This window comes from Nocardia cyriacigeorgica (assembly GCF_005863245.1).
Lineage (GTDB): Bacteria > Actinomycetota > Actinomycetes > Mycobacteriales > Mycobacteriaceae > Nocardia > Nocardia cyriacigeorgica_C.
This window is the reverse complement of record NZ_VBUT01000010.1, coordinates 58,466-77,898: the sequence shown is the minus strand read 5'-3', so window position 1 is coordinate 77,898 and position 19,433 is coordinate 58,466. Positions and strand designations below refer to the sequence as shown.

Annotated in this window: 16 protein-coding genes; 9 read left to right on the top strand and 7 right to left on the bottom strand. The window is 69.0% G+C overall.

What is annotated here, in order from left to right:
- The first annotated feature begins 49 nt into the window (after window positions 1-49).
- Window positions 50-619, top strand: a complete 570-nt coding sequence (locus FEK34_RS23495; protein WP_212748814.1) for a Uma2 family endonuclease — start codon at window positions 50-52, stop codon at window positions 617-619.
- Between the two features lie 17 nt (window positions 620-636).
- Here FEK34_RS23495 and FEK34_RS23490 read toward each other — a convergent pair whose 3' ends face one another.
- Together FEK34_RS23490 and FEK34_RS23485 are read right to left on the bottom strand one after the other, a co-directional pair.
- Window positions 637-1,323: a DedA family protein gene (locus tag FEK34_RS23490; protein WP_014353426.1), complete on the bottom strand. Its 687-nt coding sequence runs from the start codon at window positions 1,321-1,323 to the stop codon at window positions 637-639.
- 5 nt (window positions 1,324-1,328) lie between these two features.
- Window positions 1,329-1,994, bottom strand: a complete 666-nt coding sequence (locus FEK34_RS23485; RefSeq protein WP_249359561.1) for a DedA family protein — start codon at window positions 1,992-1,994, stop codon at window positions 1,329-1,331.
- Between the two features lie 246 nt (window positions 1,995-2,240).
- On the opposite strand from FEK34_RS23485, the gene fbaA reads away from it, so the two are divergent.
- Window positions 2,241-3,311, top strand: coding sequence for a class II fructose-bisphosphate aldolase (gene fbaA / locus FEK34_RS23480; RefSeq protein WP_267469020.1), 1,071 nt, complete (start codon window positions 2,241-2,243; stop codon window positions 3,309-3,311).
- A 28-nt stretch (window positions 3,312-3,339) separates the two neighbouring features.
- Complete coding sequence (locus FEK34_RS23475) at window positions 3,340-4,458, top strand: BTAD domain-containing putative transcriptional regulator (protein ID WP_138451074.1); 1,119 nt, start codon at window positions 3,340-3,342, stop codon at window positions 4,456-4,458.
- 124 nt (window positions 4,459-4,582) lie between these two features.
- Here the strand turns inward: FEK34_RS23475 and FEK34_RS23470 are convergent, their stop codons facing one another.
- Window positions 4,583-4,915 carry an excalibur calcium-binding domain-containing protein gene (locus FEK34_RS23470; RefSeq protein WP_138451072.1) on the bottom strand — a complete coding sequence of 111 codons (333 nt, stop codon included), beginning with the start codon at window positions 4,913-4,915 and terminating at the stop codon, window positions 4,583-4,585.
- 175 nt (window positions 4,916-5,090) lie between these two features.
- On the opposite strand from FEK34_RS23470, the gene FEK34_RS23465 reads away from it, so the two are divergent.
- Window positions 5,091-6,551 carry a DUF4185 domain-containing protein gene (locus FEK34_RS23465; RefSeq protein ID WP_138451069.1) on the top strand — a complete coding sequence of 487 codons (1,461 nt, stop codon included), beginning with the start codon at window positions 5,091-5,093 and terminating at the stop codon, window positions 6,549-6,551.
- 82 nt (window positions 6,552-6,633) lie between these two features.
- On the opposite strand, the gene FEK34_RS23460 is transcribed toward FEK34_RS23465, so the two are convergent.
- Together FEK34_RS23460 and FEK34_RS30480 are read right to left on the bottom strand one after the other, a co-directional pair.
- Window positions 6,634-7,692, bottom strand: coding sequence for a fused (3R)-hydroxyacyl-ACP dehydratase subunits HadA/HadB (locus FEK34_RS23460; RefSeq protein ID WP_249359531.1), 1,059 nt, complete (start codon window positions 7,690-7,692; stop codon window positions 6,634-6,636).
- 98 nt (window positions 7,693-7,790) lie between these two features.
- Window positions 7,791-10,001: an Rv0361 family membrane protein gene (locus FEK34_RS30480; protein WP_212748812.1), complete on the bottom strand. Its 2,211-nt coding sequence runs from the start codon at window positions 9,999-10,001 to the stop codon at window positions 7,791-7,793.
- Window positions 10,002-10,280: 279 nt separating this feature from the next.
- On the opposite strand from FEK34_RS30480, the gene FEK34_RS23450 reads away from it, so the two are divergent.
- Both FEK34_RS23450 and FEK34_RS23445 read left to right on the top strand, forming a co-directional pair.
- Window positions 10,281-10,724 carry a DUF3151 domain-containing protein gene (locus FEK34_RS23450; protein WP_138451068.1) on the top strand — a complete coding sequence of 148 codons (444 nt, stop codon included), beginning with the start codon at window positions 10,281-10,283 and terminating at the stop codon, window positions 10,722-10,724.
- Between the two features lie 19 nt (window positions 10,725-10,743).
- Complete coding sequence (locus tag FEK34_RS23445; protein WP_171048352.1) at window positions 10,744-11,892, top strand: FUSC family protein; 1,149 nt, start codon at window positions 10,744-10,746, stop codon at window positions 11,890-11,892.
- A gap of 366 nt (window positions 11,893-12,258) precedes the next feature.
- On the opposite strand, the gene FEK34_RS23440 is transcribed toward FEK34_RS23445, so the two are convergent.
- Together FEK34_RS23440 and FEK34_RS23435 are read right to left on the bottom strand one after the other, a co-directional pair.
- Window positions 12,259-13,038: a site-2 protease family protein gene (locus FEK34_RS23440; protein ID WP_138451066.1), complete on the bottom strand. Its 780-nt coding sequence runs from the start codon at window positions 13,036-13,038 to the stop codon at window positions 12,259-12,261.
- The gene (locus tag FEK34_RS23435) at window positions 13,035-13,694 is read right to left on the bottom strand and encodes a hypothetical protein (protein WP_249359530.1); all 660 of its coding nucleotides are present in this window, start codon (window positions 13,692-13,694) and stop codon (window positions 13,035-13,037) included. The genes FEK34_RS23440 and FEK34_RS23435 overlap by 4 nt, the downstream gene beginning before the upstream one ends.
- 475 nt (window positions 13,695-14,169) lie before the next feature.
- Between FEK34_RS23435 and FEK34_RS23430 the strand changes: the two genes are divergently transcribed.
- The 3 genes from FEK34_RS23430 (at window position 14,170) to FEK34_RS23420 (ending at window position 19,433) form a co-directional block, all read left to right on the top strand.
- Window positions 14,170-15,462, top strand: coding sequence for an adenylosuccinate synthase (locus FEK34_RS23430; RefSeq protein WP_138451061.1), 1,293 nt, complete (start codon window positions 14,170-14,172; stop codon window positions 15,460-15,462).
- Between the two features lie 261 nt (window positions 15,463-15,723).
- Window positions 15,724-18,324: a helix-turn-helix transcriptional regulator gene (locus tag FEK34_RS23425; protein WP_138451059.1), complete on the top strand. Its 2,601-nt coding sequence runs from the start codon at window positions 15,724-15,726 to the stop codon at window positions 18,322-18,324.
- A gap of 185 nt (window positions 18,325-18,509) precedes the next feature.
- The gene (locus FEK34_RS23420) at window positions 18,510-19,433 is read left to right on the top strand and encodes a hypothetical protein (RefSeq protein WP_249359528.1); all 924 of its coding nucleotides are present in this window, start codon (window positions 18,510-18,512) and stop codon (window positions 19,431-19,433) included.

Here is a 19,433-nt window from a genome sequence, read left to right as displayed (position 1 = left end):
TCATCTGTGGGAGACTTCGATTACCGAGCTATTGGGAGGAGGTGGCTGCATGGCGATGCACTGGCCCGATCATCTACTGACCTTGGCGGACTGGGATGCGCTACCGGAGGACAACAGTCGCAGCTACGAGCTCGTCGAGGGGGTACTCATCGTGTCACCGAGGCCGCTGGCGTTGCACCAACGTGCAATCTGGCGTCTGGCCGGGCAGCTGGAATCACAACTTCCTGAAAAGCTCGGTGCGCTGCCGGAAGTGGAACTCATTGTGGACGCCAAGGCTCCGCCCACGGTCCGGATTCCCGATCTGATCGTTGTGCCGACGACGGAGATCGAGGGCAACCCTGCGCGGTGGGACGCCGACGACGTGCTCCTAGCGGTGGAGATCTTGTCCGACGGTTCACGGCGCACCGATCGTGTGACGAAATTCGCCGAGTACGCCGAGATCGGTATCCAGTGCTACTGGCTGATCGACATCGAGCCTCCCGTGCATCTCACCGCCTACGAATTGGTCGATGACCACTACGAACTTGTGGCAGATAGCACGAACCACGTCACACTTGATCTGTCCGGCACCCCGGTTACGGTCGATCTGGCAAGCCTGACCAGTGCTCGCGCTCGGTAGGGCCACACGGACCGATCTCAGTGCTCCGGCACTCCCGCTGCGTCCAAGTCGAAGTCCTCGGCCGGCTGCGCCATCTCCTGGCGGTACTGGCGGATGCCGAGGATCGTGCCGATGATCAGGCCGACGACGAGCACGATGACGACGGCGGGCATCAGCCAGGGGACTCGCTGGATGAAGCCGCCCGCGTAGTAGCCGATGAGCAGCAGGACCGGGGCCCAGAGGATGGCGCCGATGGTGCTGGCGATGGTGTATTTGCGGTGGTCCATACCTGCCGCGCCGGCGACCATCGGGCACAGGGTGCGCACCCAGGGGATCCAGCGGGCGACGAGCACCGCGACGAAGCCGTGCCGGTGCAGCATCTCGGTGACGCGCGCGAGGTTGCGGGTGTTGATGTAGCGGCCGTTCTTGCGGGCCACCAGATGGTGGCCGGTGCGGCTGCCGACGACGTAACCGACCTGATTGCCGGCGATGGCCGCGACCATCGTGCCCAGCGACAGGCCCCAGACCTGCGCCTCACCGGAGGCGTGCGAGGCCATGACGACGCCCGCGGTGATCAGCATCGAATCGCCGGGCAGGAACAGGCCGATGATGAAGGCGCACTCCAGGAAGACGAACGTCAGCACGATCGTCCAGACGAGTGCGGGTCCCGCCGAGATCAGCGGTTCGAAGCTGCCCAGTGCGAGGGTTGAGGACGCCGGCGTCACTGCGATCAGCGCGTGGTCTCGTTCGTCGACGCCGTCAGCTCGACATCACGGGCGGGATCGATCTGTTCGGCGGCCGAACCGCGGCCGAGCAGCTTCTTCGCGACGGCCATGATGCCGGGCAGGATCGAGACGAACACGATGAGCAGGAAGATCGCCTCGATGTGGTCGCGGATGAAGGCGACGTTGCCGAGGAAGTAGCCGAGGACGGTCACGCCGCCGCCCCACAGGATCGCGCCGACGATGTCGAAGGCGACGAACTTGCGGTAGTTCATCGTGGACACACCCGCGAGCACCGGCATGAAGGTGCGCACGATCGGCACGAACCTGGCCAGGATGATGGTCTTCGGGCCGTGCTTTTCGAAGAACGCGTGCGTCTCGGTGACGTAATGCTTCTTGAAGAACCGGCTGTCTTCCTTCTGGAACAGCGCGGGCCCGATGGCCCGGCCTATCCAATAGCCGGACTGGTCGCCGGCGAAGGCGATGAAGGTGACGGCGGGCACCAGAACCCAGATCGATACCGGCGGATCCGGTTGCGCGGCCAGCAGGCCACCGGTGAACAGCAGCGAGTCGCCCGGCAGCAGCGGGAACAGCAGACCGGTCTCGATGAAGACGATGACCAGGATGGCCGGGAGGACGGCGTGCTGCAGCCAGGTCTCGGTGAGCAGGTACATCGGATCGAGCAACTGAGTCAAGGCAAGGTTGCTTGTCACCGCGTCGGAGGCTGCGAGCGCAATCACCCGGCCCACAGTACCGGGTCGGGACCCGCCTGCCCCGGTCAAGGCTCGGAGGAGGCAGCGCAGCGTGACCACGTAGAGCCTCCGGGGCAGGCGAAATCCAGCACGAGCCACCATCCTGACCGCGCATCGATCCCCTGATATCGGCCGAAAGCCCGCTGTCTTAGGGTGGGCCTGACAAAATTGTCTTTTGCCGCACAAAACACGGAGGTCTTCACAGTGCCCATCGCGACTCCGGAGGTCTACGCCGAGATGCTCGGTCGGGCCAAAGCGAACTCCTTTGCCTTCCCCGCGATCAACTGCACGTCGTCGGAGACGATCAACGCGGCGATCAAGGGCTTCGCCGACGCCGGCAGCGACGGCATCATCCAGTTCTCCACCGGTGGCTCGGAGTTCGGTTCCGGCCAGGGTGTGAAGGACATGGTGACCGGTGCTGTCGCGCTGGCGGAGTTCGCGCACGTGGTGGCGGCCAAGTACGACGTCACCATCGCGCTGCACACCGACCACTGCCCCAAGGACAAGCTGGACGGATTCGTCCGCCCGCTGATCGCGATCTCGCAGGAGCGGGTGAACGCCGGGCGCAACCCGCTGTTCCAGTCGCACATGTGGGACGGTTCGGCCATCCCGATCGACGAGAACCTCGAGATCGCCAAGGACCTGCTGAAGGCCACCCGGGCCGCCAACATCATCCTCGAGGTGGAGATCGGCGTCGTCGGCGGTGAGGAAGACGGTGTCGAGGCCGCCATCGACGAGAAGCTCTACACCTCGCCTGCCGATTTCGAGAAGACCATCGACGCGCTGGGCGCGGGCGAGAACGGCAAGTACCTGCTCGCCGCCACCTTCGGCAATGTGCACGGCGTGTACAAGCCGGGCAATGTGGTGCTGCGTCCCGAGGTGCTGGCCGAGGGCCAGCGGGTGGCCGCGGCCAAGCTGGGTCTCGGCGCCGACGCGCAGCCGTTCGACTTCGTCTTCCACGGCGGCTCGGGCTCGCTGAAGTCCGAGATCGACGATTCGCTGCGCTACGGCGTGGTGAAGATGAACGTCGACACCGACACCCAGTACGCCTTCACCCGGCCGGTCGCGGGCCACATGTTCACCAACTACGACGGTGTGCTCAAGATCGACGGCGAGGTCGGCAACAAGAAGACCTACGACCCGCGCAGCTACCTGAAGAAGGCCGAAGCGTCCATGGCGGCGCGTGTGGTCGAGGCGTGCAATGATCTGAAGTCCGCGGGACGGTCGATCAGCGCCTGACCCACAACCCTGGCGGGGGCAACAGCACATGAGTCTCGAGGTGCGCCTGCTCGGGCCCGTGCGGCTGCTCGTCGGCGGTGAGCCGGTGGCGGTCGGCGGGCCCAAGCCGCGGGCGTTGCTTGCGGCGCTGGCGGTGAATCGGCGGCGCGCGGTGTCGTCGATGGCGCTGGCCGACATGGTGTGGAACGAGGATCCGCCCGATTCCTACGCGGCGAGCCTGCAGGTTTTCGTCTCGAATATCCGTAAGGCGCTGCGTAATTCGGGTATCGACCCGGCCGCGGTATTGCGCACCGAGTCCTCGGGCTATCGGCTCGAGATCGCCGAAGAGGCCTGCGATCTGGGGCGTTTCGAGGCTGCCCGCGATGCCGCCGCCAGGGCCGCCGAGGTGGGCGACCATGCCACGGCCGCCCGCCTGTTCGGTACCGCGCTGCGCGAATGGGACGGCCGGGCATTGGCCGATCTGGCGGGTCTGCAATTCGCCGACGGGTTCGCCACCGCCATGGACGAGGAACGGTTGCTCGCCGCCTCCGCCCGCATCGACGCCGAAATCGCCTGCGGGCGGGCGTCTTCGGTGGTCGGGGAACTGGTGGCGATGACCACCGAGCATCCACTGCGGGAGCCGCTGTGGGGGCAGCTGATCACCGCGCTCTACCTGTCCGGCAGGCAGGCCGACGCCCTCGACGCCTGCCGCCGGGTGCGCACCGTGCTCGCCGACGAGCTCGGCATCGACCCCGGCCCGGCATTGATCGAGCTCGAGCAGCGGGTGCTGCGCCAGGAACCGTTGAACACCGTCGAGTTCAAGCGGGCCGAGCGGATGGCGGCGGCGATGACCGAGACCGTCACCGAGGTGCCCAGCGCGGTGCGCAGCGGCCAGATCCTGATGCCGGACGGGCGCGCGGTCGCCGTGGCCCAGGCCGGCCTGCGGATCGGCCGGATGACCGATAACGACCTGGTCATCGACGATCCCAAGGCCAGCCGCTACCACGCGCAGATCCTGCCGAGCCGGGCCGGACTGCTGATCAAGGACCTGCATTCGGCTAACGGCGTGTTCGTCAACGAACTGCCGATCGAGACCGGTGCGCTGCTGGCCGACGGTGACGCCATCCGGATCGGCGGGACTGTGCTGGTCTTCCAGGCCGCGCGGTAGTCACCGGGCTTCGCCGCCGAATCGGTGCGGTGGTGCCTGGTGCGGCGCGTGCGGTCTTCGCGCGAATCGCCGCGATCCGTGCCAGGCGCTGATCAACTCCGTCCGCGGCAACCTCGTCGATCCGTCACGGTTCGCCGGGTTCGCATGCGACACCGTTGTGGTCGGGATCCAGCCGCAGCGAGTATCCGCGCTGTCCTTGCCGGATCGGCGCCTCGCCCTCGCGCCGGGCTTCGCCGCAGGTCAGATAGAACGGCGACTCCTTCGGTGTGGTCGATCCGGTGGGCCGCTGATGTGGTTCGTCGAGTTGGTTCGGTGAGGTCTGCCAGTCGGTGGTGCTGTGGCCGTCGGATCGGTCCGGTGCGGCGATGGCCAACGGCGCGAGCGCGATGGCGATTCCGGACAGGCAGGCGGCCGCCGCACCGGGCAGCGCCCGGCGGGGGATGGGCGCGAACTTCATGGTGAATCCTGACAACGCAGCGGACGTGCTCTGACTCCCCGCCGATTATCCGCCCGATCCGGCGCTGCCACCACCGTCGTTCGCGCGAGTTCGGCCGGTCCGGCAGCCGGTGGGCCGGTAGGGTCACACGCTGGTGCGGAACTTCCACGGATAGCCATGGAACGAGGGGTCGACGATGGCGAGGCGGGTGATGGCCGCGCTCGGCGCGGTGGTCTTCGGCGCGGGTGCGATGGTGTGCGCGGAGCCGGTGACAGCGGACGCGGGACCGCAGACAGGTGTGCCGGGCAGCGGGCCGTGCCGCACCGATCCCACGCCGACGCATGAGCCGCTGATCCCGGAAACACTCGAGGTGCCGATTCCCTACCCGGTCATCACCGTGCTGCCGCCGCAACCGCCGGAACCGAAACCGACCCGGGTGCAGATGGATCTGCCCGCCGATCCGTGTATGGATCCTTGCCCGGATCTGACCGATGAGCCCGCGCAGCCGCCAAGTCTTGCCGAGCAGCTCGGCATCCCGGAAATCCTGTTGAGCCCCAAACCGTTCCACTTCGCGATTCCCGGTCCCGGGCCTGATCCCGGTCCGGTACCGCCGCCACCGCCGCCGGTCCAGCCGCCGGTCGAGGCCGCACCGCAGACGGCTGTCCGGCCCGCCCCGAAGGTCGGCGCGGTGCGCGAGGTGGCCAAGCAGACCGGGGCGAATTCGGTCAACCGCACCGATAAGCGCTGGCAGGTGCAGGGCACCGACCTGGGCATCATGTGGGAATCGGCGCCCGGCGAGATCGCCACCGCCTTCGGTGACACCGTCGGGCGCGGCTTCCATCCGCCGGGCGGCATGGGCGGCGACTGGCGCAGCAATGTGCTGGCCTTCAGCACCGACCGCACGCTGGACGACGGTATGACCTACGACCGGATGGTCACCGACAGCCGCTGCCACGCCGCCGAGGTGCTCTCCAGCCGCAAACTCGACAACGTCGAGGTCACCACCATTCCCACTTCGGGGTTCGCGCTGGGCGAGCGGCAGTACATGAGCTACATGTCGATTCGCACCTGGAACAGCCTGCCCGGCACCTTCTTCACGAACTACGGCGGCATCGCCTACTCCGACGATCACGGCCAGACCTGGACCAAGGATCCGCACGCGCGCTGGGACAACATCTTCGGGCTCGCGAATTTCCAAGTGAGCGCGATGGTTCCGCACGGCGAGCACGTGTACATGTTCGGCACGCCGAATACCCGGCTCGGTGCCGTCGGGCTGGCGCGGGTGCCCAAGGATCAGATCCTCAACACCACGGCGTATCAGTACTGGCGCGACGGCTCCTGGACGCCGGTCGGCGGCGCGGGTGCTGCCACTCCCGTCGTCAACGGGCCCGCCGGTGAGCTGTCGGTGCGATATGACGCCGAACGCGACGTCTGGCAGATGAGTTACCTGGACACCGCCAAGGCCGCCATCGTTGTGCGCGAAGCGAATTCGCCGCAGGGTGTGTGGTCGGATGGCACGCCGACGGTGACGGTGCGCGATTACCCGGAGCTGTACGGCGGATTCATCCACCCGTGGTCATCGGGCAACGACCTCTACTTCAACATCACCACGTGGAGCGATTACAACGTCTACCTGATGCACGCGAAGCTGGAATGAGGCGAGCAGCTGAGCCGAGCTCGACCTCGCTGCTCAGCGCGAACTCGGACTCGCGGTTGAACCCGGATTGGGACCTCGCTGCTCAGCCGAGCCGGACTTCGGCGATCGCGCGACCGAAAAGCTTGCGGCCCTGCGATTTCCCGGACAGCACGACGGTCGCGGTGCGTCGCTGCGGATCGAGTTTCTTGATCCTGCCGGAGAACTCGACGGCGCTGCGGGCGTCGGCTTCCACCGGCACATATCCGGCGAAGCGCACGCTCAACGATTCGATCGCGGTCGGATCGCCCAGCCAGGAGGTGAGCTTTCCGCCGGCCAGGCCCATGGTGAGCAGGCCGTGCGCCACCGTCGTCGGCAGGCCCGCCAGCTTGGCGGCGTGCTCGCTGAAATGGATGGGGTTCGAGTCGCCGGACACGCCCGCGTAATTCGCCAGATCGCCGCGGGTCAGCCAGGAGGTACCGAGGTCGATCTCCTCGCCCTCCGACAGCCGATCGAACTCGGGGACCGGATGTACCGGAGCCGGGGCAGGGGTCGAGGCGGTGTCGAGCGTGTTGGCGTCCAATTCGATGAGCGCGCCCAGATCGCCGAGCGCGGTGTGCGCGACGTCGGCGCGGCCGTGCATCATGATGTTCGCGACCGCTTCGGTGATATCGGGGGCCACCTCCACCCCGCGCCTTGCCACGATCGTGGACGAACCCACCTGCGCGATCTCGTCGTCCTGGTTCTTCAACACGAAGTTCACGTGGATGAAGTCGTTGTCGTTGAATTGCCGGATCGATTCGATCTCGACCTCGCTGGTGATCCGGTCACCGGCCACCATCGGCCGGTGCACCCGGAACACCTGGTCGGTCTGCAGGATCTGGGACAGGTCGTATTCGGTGAGCACCGAATCGAGCAGCGCCCTGGTCGCGGTCATGCCGATCACCGAGGCGAAGGTCGGCGGGGCGATGACGCCGTCGTAGCCCAGCTTGCGCGCATCGACCTCGTGCTGATGCGCGCGGTGATCGTTCTGCACCGCGCGCGCGAACTCGCGGATCTTTTCCCGGCCCACCTCGTAGTGATCCCGGATCCGGAATCGCCGCCCCGCGAGCTTTGCCGTCCGCACCACCTCGTCCGGCCGCGCCATCGATTGTTCCCTGCCCATGATCCGGGCCATGCTACTGGCGATTCGGACCAGCGACCAGCTAGGAGGGGGTAACTGTGACCTTCGATACCGGATACGGCGTGCTCGCCGCCGGATCGTTACGGTGCGCTGTCCGGCGGGTCACAGACCTTCCAGCCGTCCTCGGTGTGCTGGAGATCGAACGTCCGCGCCGAGCGCGCCGGATCCGCCTTGGTGTAGACGGTGGCCTGGGCGATGGCGGTGTTCTCGGTGATCCGGATGGCCTGGATGTGCTCGACCACCGGGATACTGCCCTGCTCCACCGACTGCTGGTGCACGCCCGCGAACTGATCATCGGGAATGCCCCGGTAGAACTCGTGCAGCGAACCGCAGGTGGTGGATCGCAGGGTCTCCAGATCGCCGTTCTTCAACGCCTGGGTGTAGCTGCCGATGGTTCTGCGGATCTGCGCCTCGGGCGAGTTGTCCTCTCCGCCGACGACCGCTACCAGCACCACGGCGATGAGCCCGACCACCAGCACCACAGCACCGGCCACTGCCAGCAACCACCGGTTGGATCGACGACCGGACTTCGCCTCGGGTTCCGGCGCAGCGGGCTCCACCCGTTGCGGTGCCGCCACCGGACGCGGCTGCGGCGGACGCGGGCCGCCCGCCAGCGACTGCGCGGGCGTCGTCGGCTGCATATCCGCGGGTGAGGGCGCGCTGCCCGGGCGCTGCTTGGTACCGGGCCCCTGCTGCTGGGCGCCGGCTGCCGCCGCGGGGTTCGCGGATTTCGGTGCGCCTGACTGTCCACCCTGCTGTGGTGGTTTCTGCCCTGGTCCGCCGGGACCGCCGTGCGGTGCATGCTGCTGCGGCCGTCCGGGAGCGCCCTGCCCGGGCCCGCCCTGCTTCGGTCCTCCAGGGGCGCCTTGTTGCGGGCCGCGCTGTTGCGGCGCCTTCCGCAACGGCCCGCCGGGGCCACCGTGCTGTGGACCCTGTGGCGGCACGCCACCGTGCTCGGGACCCGACGGCCCGTGCGCGCCGGCCTGCTTCGGCCCCGCCGCCGGACGCGGCGTGGTCGGCGGCTTGCTCAGCGGCTGGCGCGCACCAGCGCCCGCCACCCGATCGGTGCCGGCAGGGCGCTGTACCGGAATGGCGACGGTCTGCGCGTCGGCCGGGTTCGGCACCGCGCGCATCTGCACGGTCTCGGCGTCGCCGGTGGGGTCGGCGGCGGTGGGCGCCGGATCCGAGGCGCCGGGGGCTTCGTCGCCGTCCGCGGCGGCATCCGCAGCATCGGAGCCGTCGGTCGACTCGTCGGTACCGTCCCCCGGCGCTCCCTGCGCCGACGCGGCGGGTCCGGCGTTGTCCGCCTGCTCGGCGGTGTCGTCGGTGCGTGCGGCGTCGGCCCCATCGACGGGCTCGGCGTCATCTGCCGATTTCGTGGCGTCGGCACCATCGGCGGCGGTGCCTCGGTCCGCGTCGGCCGGCGTGCCCGCTTCGGCGCCCTCGCCGGCCGCGCCGGAGGCGTCAGTTTCGGCCGCCGCGGCACCGGCTCCCGCGGCAGCGGTTCCAGCAGCGCCGGCCGCGGTGGCGCGGGCAGGCTTGTCCGAGCTGGTTGCGGCTGCGGGACCTCGGCCGGTGGGATCGGACGTCTCGTCAGTGGCGGGCCGGCCTCCCTCGGCGGCGTTTGCTTCGGATCCTGCGGCGGCGGCTCCCGCATCAGCGCCCGTCGCGGTGGGGCGGGCAGATTTGTCCGAGCTGGTTGCGGCTGCGTGACCTCGGCGGGAGGGATCGGACGCGTCGTCAGCAGCGGGCCCGGCACCGTCGGCCGCGGAGCTGCTCTGCTCGGATGAGCCTGCGGCTTTCGGAGCGTTCGAGGCAGCTGCGGCTGCCTCGGCGGCCGGGGCGACGCGGCGCATGGCGACAGTCTTCGCATCGGCATCAGCGTCGTCGGTGATCGGCCGGCCGGATGTGCCCTGCTTCCCGGCGGCGCCCGGTGCCGGGATGGCCTCGGTCTCGGCGTCATCATCGGCGCCCGACGGAGGTTGTGGCGCAGGTGAATTCGTGTCCGTGGCGGAATCGGAGACGCTGCCGGCGGGTGTATCCGCGCTGCTGGTGGCCTCGGCGGTCCCGGTCGAGTTCCGCGGTTCGGTACGGCCTTCCGAACCACCGGCGGGCACCTGCTTCAACGCCTTGGTGGGCGCATCGGGGTCGGCGTCGGATGTGTTCGTGGCGGTCGGCGAGGTGGGCTGGGTCCCGTCGGCGGCAGAGGTGGGCGGTGCGGCCGGGGCGTCCGTCGTGCGGGCGTCGGCGGGTTTGCGCACCGGGTTCTTGTCGTCGTTCGGGTCGGACACCACTACCCCTCGCTCAGCGGAACATTGTGAACTCGACGGCCAGCCTAATGCGCCGCGCCCCACCCCGGCTGCCAATGCCCCGCCGCGTTCCAGGCCGCCCGGCCCAGCGTGTTGGCGGACCTGCTCGCGCCGGAGTTCACCGGCCCGGGGGTGGCGCAGCACGCCCCTCGCGTCGATCGTCTCGCGTCCCCCGTCGGCCGGCCCTGCGCCGCGCAGACCAACCGGACCCGATCGCCCCGCGCATCCCCACCACCGCACCGGCGGTGCACAATGAACCCCATGACCTCGTTCGGTGATCTGCTCGGACCGCAACCGGTACTGCTGCCGGAAATCTCCGATGCCGAGGACGCGCTCCTCGCCAAGGCCGATCCGGTGCAGGTCGCGGCCGATCATCCGGCCGCCTCGATCGCGTGGGCGCATCTGGCCGAGGCCGCACTCGCTCGCGCGGAGGCCGCAGGGGAAGGCGTCAACCATGACGTCGTCGCGGCCTACGCCTTCGCCCGCACCGGCTATCACCGCGGCCTCGATCTGTTGCGCCGCAACGGCTGGAAGGGTTTCGGCCCGGTGCCGTGGAGCCACGAGCCCAACCAGGGTTTCCTGCGCAGTGTCGGCGCGCTGGCCAGGGCCGCGCGTGCCATCGGCGAATCCGACGAATACGCCCGCTGCCTCGACCTGCTCGAGGATTGCGATCCGCGCGCCGCCGCGGAACTCGGCCTGGATTGACAACCGGACAGACCCCGAGTTGATCGACCCGAACTCTCGCGTCGCCCTCGCCCGGGCCGGTGGCGTGGACCGGCTGCGCAGCTCATGGACGCGCCTGCGCCTTTCCGCGCTGCCGATCCTGCAGTGCTCGCTCGGCGCCGCGCTGGCCTGGTTCATCGCGCACTACGTCATCGGGCATACCCAGCCCTTCTTCGCGCCGACGGCGGCTGTGGTGTCGATCGGCATCTCCTTCGGCGCCCGGTTGAAGCGTTCGGTGGAGCTCGTCGTCGGCGTGGCGGTCGGCATCGGCATCGGCGATCTGTTCATCTCCCAGGTGGGCACCGGGGTCTGGCAGATCGCGCTGGTCGTCGGCGTCGCCATGAGCCTGGCGGTGTTCCTCGACGGCGGCACCATCATCGCCATGCAGGCCGCAGGTTCGGCCGTGCTGGTCGCGACGCTGCTGCCACCCGCTGCCGGTGGTGGGTTCTCCCGGATGATCGACGCGCTCGTCGGCGGTCTGGTCGGTGTGGTCGTCGTGGCCGCGATCCCGTTGCATCCGGTGCGCCGGGCCAGGGAGCAGGCCGCGGAAATCCTCGGCGTGATGGGCAAATCGCTGGTCGACGGTGCGGCGGGCCTGCTCGAACAGGACGCCGACAAGGTGCACAACGCGCTGACCGCGGTCCGGGCGACCCAATCCCAACTGGACTCACTGCGCAAGACCCTGGAGGGCGGCCGGGAGATCAGCCGCATCTCCCCGCTGTACTGGAATTCGCGCAAACGGCTCGAACGCATCCGCGCGACCGCCGACCCGCTCGACAACGCCGTCCGCAACACTCGCGTGCTGCTGCGCCGCGGCCTGACCCTGGTGCGCGACGACGAGATCCTCGATCCCCGCCTGATCGACGAGGTGGAAAGCCTCGGTCACGCCGTCGATGTGGTGCGCCGGATGATGCTGGCCGACCCCGGTGAACAACCCGATCAGGCCGAAGCCGCCCGGGTGCTGCGCTCGGTTGCCAAGGGCGCGCGTCCGGAGCTCGTTGCCGGGGCAGGGCTTTCGGCGCATGTGGTGTTCGCGCAGGTGCGTTCGACGGTGGTCGATCTCATGCAGGTGTGCGGTATGCAGCGCATCTCCGCGATCGCGCTGCTTCCGCCGACGGTGCCGAATCCGTATGTGCGGCCGGAGGACTGAGACCGGCGCGGGCTTGTCCCGGTGGATCGCAACACCCTGAGCGGCCACTGACCAGCGTCGAACCGTCGCCGCGCCGAGGACTACTCGATCCACCCCGCGTATGCCCGCTTCGTCTGCGTGCGCGAGCCGCGGCTGCGGCGGCTGCCGGGTTGATCTTCGCGTAGTCCGCTACTCAGGCGATGCCGTCCACCCGTCCCTACGGTGAGAACCGACCGAGCCGACGAGGGGTGGCGCGGTCACACACTTCGCCGCACGTCGCGACGCGCAACCGGCCATTGTTGGTGTGGTGGCCGGCGAGCTGGGGCCGCGACGCACCGGCGAAGACCAGGGTCGTCCGGTCCATCGACCGGGCGGCCCTGTGTTGTGTCAGGTCCAGAAGCGGGTGAGATATCCGCCCCAGCGTGACCACAGCGACGGCACCCCGGACAGCTCGTAGAGCGCGTACACCGCGTCGAAGAACACCTGGTTGATCGCCGGAGTGAACAGCAGCGCGAACAGGATCAGCATGCCGAACGGCTTGAACTGGTCGAGCGCGCGGCGGGTCTGATAGCTCAGCGACGGCTCCAGGATGCCGTACCCATCCAGCCCGGGAATCGGGATCAGATTCAGCAGCGCGGCCGTCACCTGGAGAAACGCCAGGAAGCTGAGCCCGAACCAGAACGCGGCATGTTCCTCGGCGCTGCCGAACAGCCGCACCACGATCAACAGCAGCGCCGCGCACGCCACATTCACCGCGGGCCCGGCACCGCTGATGATGCGCTGGATCCGGGTGGAGAAATTGTGCGCGTGTACATAGACCGCACCGCCGGGCAGACCGATCCCGCCGAGCGCGATGAACACGATCGGCAACACGATCGACAGCAGCGGATGGCTGTACTTCAACGGGTTCAGGGTCAGGTAGCCGCGCAGCTCCACCTCGCGGTCGCCGGCCCGCCACGCCACATACGCATGCGCGAATTCGTGCAGGCACAGGCTGACGATCCAGCCGAACACCACCAGCAGGAACACACCGGCCTTGGCGCGCACCGAGTCCAGATCGGCGTCCCAGGCCAGCGCCCCGCCGAGCACGGTGATCGCGACGACCAGCAGGAAGATGGGGCTAGGCCGCACCGCACCGGAGCGGCGGGCCTGGGTGGGAAAGCTCATCGGACCAGCAGCCAGGGTTCGTGATGACGGTAGAAGGTCGATCGCGGCACGGTGCGATCACCGGCGATGCCGTCCCGGGTGACTCGCGCGCCGGGGGTGCCAAGCTGTGCGGCGCGCCCGCTGACCCATCGTCGTTTGCGCACGCCGCGCTTGACGGTGGCGCGCACGCCGGGCAGTTCCAGTGTCGGCGAGACGAGCATGGCGGCGACCTTGCCGGAGAACAGCAGCGTGTCGTCGACATACGCTTCGCCCTCGAGCTTTTCGCCTCCGACCCCTTCCAGCCTGGCGCGCCCGACGAGCACCGTTCCGGTGTCGTCGCGGATCAGCGGCACCTCGGTGGCCCGGCCCTCCAGCGCGCGTTTGGCCGCGGCATTGCCGGTGCCGGTCTCGTAGGCGCGGGAACCGTAGGTCTTGTCGACCGGGACGTAGCCGATTTCCACGTTCAGCCGCTCGGTGCGCATCAGATGGGTGAGCACCGTGGCCAGCGCGGCGTCGTCACCGAGCACGATCAAGCGGGGCAGGCTGTCGGCGGCGAGCACCGGGAGCAGTTCGTCGATCTCGCCGGTATCGGGTATCGCGTCGGTCTGGGTGGTCGGCTGGGAGGCGAGGGCAATCGGTACCGGTGCGCCGTCGCAACGGAGAACGTGGGTACTCAAACTGCCGTACACCCTCCTCGAATCCGGCCGACTCCCGTCGGTCGCACTACCGCTTCACCCGGACGCCTTCGACATCCACTAGCAGCAACCATAGCCGTGTTTGTTCGGCGCCGCCTGCGGCTGTGTTTTGTCTTGCACCGCCTGCGGCGTCGCGGTTCGCGGCCGCTGGGTGTCTCGCGCCTCCGCTGCCGCTGCTTGCCTTCGGCGTGCGCAGCGGCAGCGGAAACGCGAGACGGGCCGCGAACATTGATGCTCGGTCTCGCTTCGCTCGAAATCGGAGGTCTGACCGGCCGGTGTTCCTGGTCGCGGACGGCTTGCGGCGATGCGTTGCCGGGATCGCAACCAGGGTGCTGCGCCCGGCCCGACTGGGCCCGCGCAGGTGGTCTACTAGACTGTGCTTCCGGCCACCGCCTCGATACGGGCAGGTAGCTGCAACACACACGGTGTTGCGCGTCGAACCGTAGGAGACACGACCATGCCGGCAATCGTCCTCATCGGCGCCCAGTGGGGCGACGAGGGCAAGGGCAAAGCTACCGATCTACTCGGTGGGCGCGTGCAATGGGTGGTTCGGTACCAGGGCGGCAACAATGCCGGTCACACCGTGGTGCTGCCCAACGGTGACAACTTCGCCTTGCACCTGATCCCGTCCGGCATCCTCACTCCCGGCGTCACCAACGTCATCGGCAACGGTGTCGTGATCGATCCCGGCGTCCTGCTCGACGAGCTCGCCGGCCTCGAGCAGCGCGACGTCGACACCTCCGGCCTGCTGGTCTCTGCCGACGCGCACCTGATCATGCCGTACCACGTGGCCATCGATAAGGTCACCGAACGCTTCCTCGGCAACAACAAGATCGGCACCACCGGCCGCGGTATCGGCCCCTGTTACCAGGACAAGGTCGCCCGCGTGGGTGTCCGGGTCGCCGACGTGCTCGACGAGAAGATCCTCACCCAGAAGGTGGAGGCCGCGCTCGAGTTCAAGAACCAGGTGCTGGTCAAGATCTACAACCGCCGCGCGCTCGAACCGCAGCAGGTGGTCGACGAGGTGCTCGAGCAGGCCGAGCGTTTCAAGCACCGCATCAGCGACACCAGGCTGAAGCTGAACCAGGCGCTCGAGCGGGGCGAGACGGTGCTGCTGGAAGGCTCGCAGGGCACCCTGCTCGACGTCGACCACGGCACCTACCCCTACGTCACCTCGTCCAACCCGACTTCCGGCGGCGCGGCCGTCGGCGCGGGCATCGGACCCAACAAGATCAGCACCGTGCTCGGCATCCTCAAGTGCTACACCACGCGCGTGGGCTCGGGCCCGTTCCCGACCGAGCTGTTCGACGAATCCGGTGCCTACCTGGCCAAGACCGGCGGCGAGGTCGGCGTGACCACCGGCCGGGCCCGCCGCTGCGGCTGGTTCGACGCCGTGATCGCCCGCTACGCCACCCGCGTCAACGGCATCACCGACTACTTCCTGACCAAGCTCGACGTGCTGTCGAGCCTGGAGACGGTGCCGATCTGCGTGGCCTACGACGTCGACGGTGAACGGGTCGAGCAGATGCCGACCACCCAGACCGAGTTCCACCACGCCAAGCCCATTTACGAGGAAATGCCCGGCTGGTGGGAAGACATCTCGCACGCCAGGACCTTCGAAGACCTGCCCGCCAACGCCCAGGCGTACGTGCGGCGGCTCGAGGAACTGTCCGGGGCGCGGATGTCGTGCATCGGCGTCGGCCCGGGCCGGGATCAGACGATCGTCCGCCACGACGTGCTGGAGAACTAGCCGCCAAGCGGCAGACGGACGACGTCAGCGACCGGCAACACGCGGCCGCTACATCTGTCTGCCCCCTGTCACAACGGCCGGTCACCCCAATTTTCGAGCGAAGCGAGACCGAGCCCCAAAGTTCGCGGGCCGTCTCGTGTCTCAGCGACCGCTGCGCACGCCGGAGGCAAGCAGCGGTTGCTGAGACACGAGACACCCAGGGGCCGCGAACCCGCGTCGCCGAAGGCGACGCAATCAAACACTTGCCTCTACAGTAGGTAAATGGCTCGGAACTGGCCGATGATCGAACGCGCGACCGAATTCGAGGCGATTCGCTCCGCGCTCACCGGTGACGGCCCGGTCGGTGCGGTGCTCACCGGGGACGCGGGTGTCGGCAAGACCACCCTGGCCAGACAGGCCACGGCGGCGGTGGGCGGCAATGTGCGCTGGGTGGCGGGCACCGAATCCGCGCGCAGCATTCCGCTCGGTGTATTCGCCCATATGGTCGGGGTATACACCGCGCACGATCCGGTGACGTTCATGTCGGCCGCGCGCGAGGCGCTGCTGGCCGACGGGCCGATCATCATCGGCGTCGACGACGCCCATCTGCTCGATCAGTTGTCGGCGACGCTGTTGTTGCAGTTGGCGATCGACCGTGCCGCCCGCATCGTCGCGACCGTGCGCAGCGGGGTCCAGGTGCCCGACGCGGTCACCTCGCTGTGGAAAGACGGGCATCTGCTGCGCATCGATTTGAACCCGTTCAGCCAGCGGCAGAGCGTGGATCTGGTGGAGTCGATGCTCGGTGGCCAGCTCGAGGGTTTCACCGCGAATCTGATGTGGGAATCGTCGGGCGGTAACGCGCTGTTCCTGCGGCACTTGGTCGAAGGTGCGCTGGAAGCCGGTTCGCTGCGTCAGGTCAACGGGGTCTGGCAGTTGCGCGGGCGCGCCGCGGTCACCTCGGAACTGGCGGCGCTGCTGGAGGATCGGGTCGAGCAACTGCCTGAGCCGGTGCTGCGGGTGCTGGAGCTGCTCACTTTCTGCGAGCCCATCGACCTCGAGGTGATGGCCGAACTGGCCGGCGAGGAGGCGGTGGAGGCGGCCGAGAACCGCGGCGTCATCCGGGTGGTGGAGAACTCCCACGAACTGGTGGTGCGCTACAACCATCCGCTCTTCGGCGAGGTCATCCGGCGCAGGCTGGGTATCGCCTCGGCGCGGCGCCTGCGCGGGCGGTTGTATTCGGCGTTGAGCGAGCGTCCGATCAACTCCGCCGCCGACCGGATCCGGCTGGCCGAACTGGCCCTGGACAGCGACAAATCCGCCGATCTGGAACTGTTCGAAGCCGCGGCCGCCGATGCCATCGGTTTGGCGAATCTGCCGCTGGGCGAACGGTTCGCGCGGGCGGCGGTGGAACGTCGCGGCGGCGTGGAATCGGCGGATCTGCTGGCGCGGGCGCTGCTGTGGCAGGGCCATCGCATCGAGGCCGAACGCACCCTGGCCAGCTTCGACCCGGATCAGCTCAACGAGGTGCAGCTGGCGCGCTGGGGCAGCACGCGGGTGTCGAATCTGCTGTGGGCCATGGGTGATGCCGACCGCGCCGACGAGGTGCTCGCATTGGTGCGCTCGAAGGTGAGTCATCCGAAGATCGCGGCGATTCTCACCGGTCTGGCCTCGGCGTGCGCGGTGAACGAGAACCGCATCGACGACGCGTTCGACGACGCCGAATCAGTGATGAACACCGAGGACGCGCCGCCGTGGGCGGTGTGGTGGGCCTCCTTCGGCGGTGGTCTGGCGCTGGCGCTGATGGGGCGCGGTGAGGCCGCCCGGCAGTACGCCCAGCGCGGACACGAGGTCGAATCCCACATCGACGGACTGAACCGCTTCATGTCCACCCACGCCGAGGTACTCGCGCTCACCTTCACCGGTGATATGGAAGGCGCGCGCCGCTGCGCCACCGCCTATTTCGGCTACTCGGCGCCGGGGCAGTACCTGGCCTGGGGGATGTCGAAGATCTTGCAGGGCACCGTCGATGTGGCGCAGGGCCGGTTCCCGGACGGTATCGAACATCTCGAGCAGGCGCTGGCCGCCTTGAGCACCGAAGGTGCTGCGGCGTGGATGTTTCCGGCGCGGTTGCGGCTGGCCGAGGCGTATTCGGCGCTCGGCCGGGCCGGTGACGCCGCCGAGGCCATCGCCGGCGCCACCGAGCGCGGCGGCAGGCACAGCGCCGTCTACGAACCGCAGCTCGAGATCGCCAAAGCGTGGCTGGCCGGTGCCGAGGGCACGATCACGCCCGCCATCCGCATCGCCATGAACGCCGCCGACGCCGCCGCCCGCGCCCGTCAGCACGCCATCGAGGCCATGGCATTGCACACCGCGGCCCGCTTCGGCGAGCATTCGGTGGCGGGCAGGCTCGCCGATCTCGCGGCCAAGGTCGACGGTGAGCTGGTGCAGGTGCAGGCCCGGCACGCCGTCGCACTCGCCGCACACGACGGCCCCGGACTCGATGCCGCCGCAACGGAATTCGAGCGTATCGGCGCGATGCTGTCGGCCGCGGACGCCGCCGCGCAAGCCGCCTCGGCCCACGAACGCGCGGGCGACCGGCGCCGTCTGCTGGAATCGGCGGCCGCCGCGAATCGGCTCGCCGCTGCCTGCGGCGGGGCGAGCACGCCCGCGCTTCGGCAAGCGGCGCAACCACTTCCGCTCACCGCGCGCGAACGCGAGATCGCGAACCTGGTGGCGGCGGGCCTGACGAATCGCCAAATCGCGGACCGGCTCACGGTTTCGGTGCGAACGGTGGAGGGACACCTGTACCGGGCGTGCATCAAGATGGATGTGACGGACCGGGAGTCGCTCGCGGCCCTGCTGCGCGGGGAGACGCCGTGCTGAGTCGGTCGGTACGGCAAACAGCGAGCCGGTAATGTGCGCGTGGCATAGCGCCTGGTAAAGGGGCATGGCCGACCGCCGACGCCAGGCGAATCGATTTGACAGCTTCCCGATGGCTACGGATATCGTGCCTGCGATCGCGCCGAACGGCGGGGGAAATCGCACGAGTTTCGATGGTGGTGTTCGGCGTGGGTCGTCGGTACGAAGAAGTGAAGAATCCGGCGGCCAGGCGGGCGCTGCGGCCGCTGATCGGGGCGCTGCCGCTGGCGCTCGCGGTCGCCGCAGCGGGCACCGCGATGGCCGATCCGCAGCCTGGGGTGGTCACTCCCGGCGCTCCGGCTCCCGCCAATCCGTCGCCACGTCAGCCCGGCGTCGTCGATCCCGGCCCTCGCGGCTCCGACCGGCTGGCGCCCGAGATCGAGGCCGAGCCGGAGCTGCGTTCGCTCCAGCCCGCTCCGCCGCAGACCCGCCCGATTCCGGACCGTTCCGAGCCGGCGCCGCCCATTCAGCCGCAGGAGCTGCACGCTCCGCGGCCCGTCGAGCCGGTCGCACCCATCGCGCCGCCGCCTCGGACGCTGCGCATCGGCGACTTCACCAGCCCCGTCCCCGACGAGGTGCCCAACGATGTGCTCGCCGGGGTGAACGGCACCGCCGCCCAGGCCGAGGCCGCCATCGCCACCGGTGGACGGTCCATCGGCATCAACCCCAGTCGTTCCGACAAGATCGCCGCGGCCACCGCGGCGGGCGCCGTCGGCGGTGCAGTCGCGGGCGCGGCGATCGCTGGTGTGCCCGCGGCGGTCGTCGGCGGGCTCGGTGGTGCCGCGATCGGCGCGGGTGCCGGATTCGTCGTCGGCGTCGCGGGCACGGCCGCTGCCGGCGCGATCATCACCGCCGCCACGGCCATCCCGACCGCCGGTGCCGCGGCCCTGCCCGCGCTGGGTGCCGCGTTCGTCGCCGCCTGGCCGGTCGCCGCAGCCACCACGGGTGCCGGTGCTGCCATCGGCGCCGGTGTGGGAGCGGCCGCGCTCGGCATCCCGGCGGCTGTCGCCGGCGGTGCGGTCGGAGGTGTGCTCGGTGGTATGGGCGGGGCGAGCGTCGGCGCCACGCTGTAG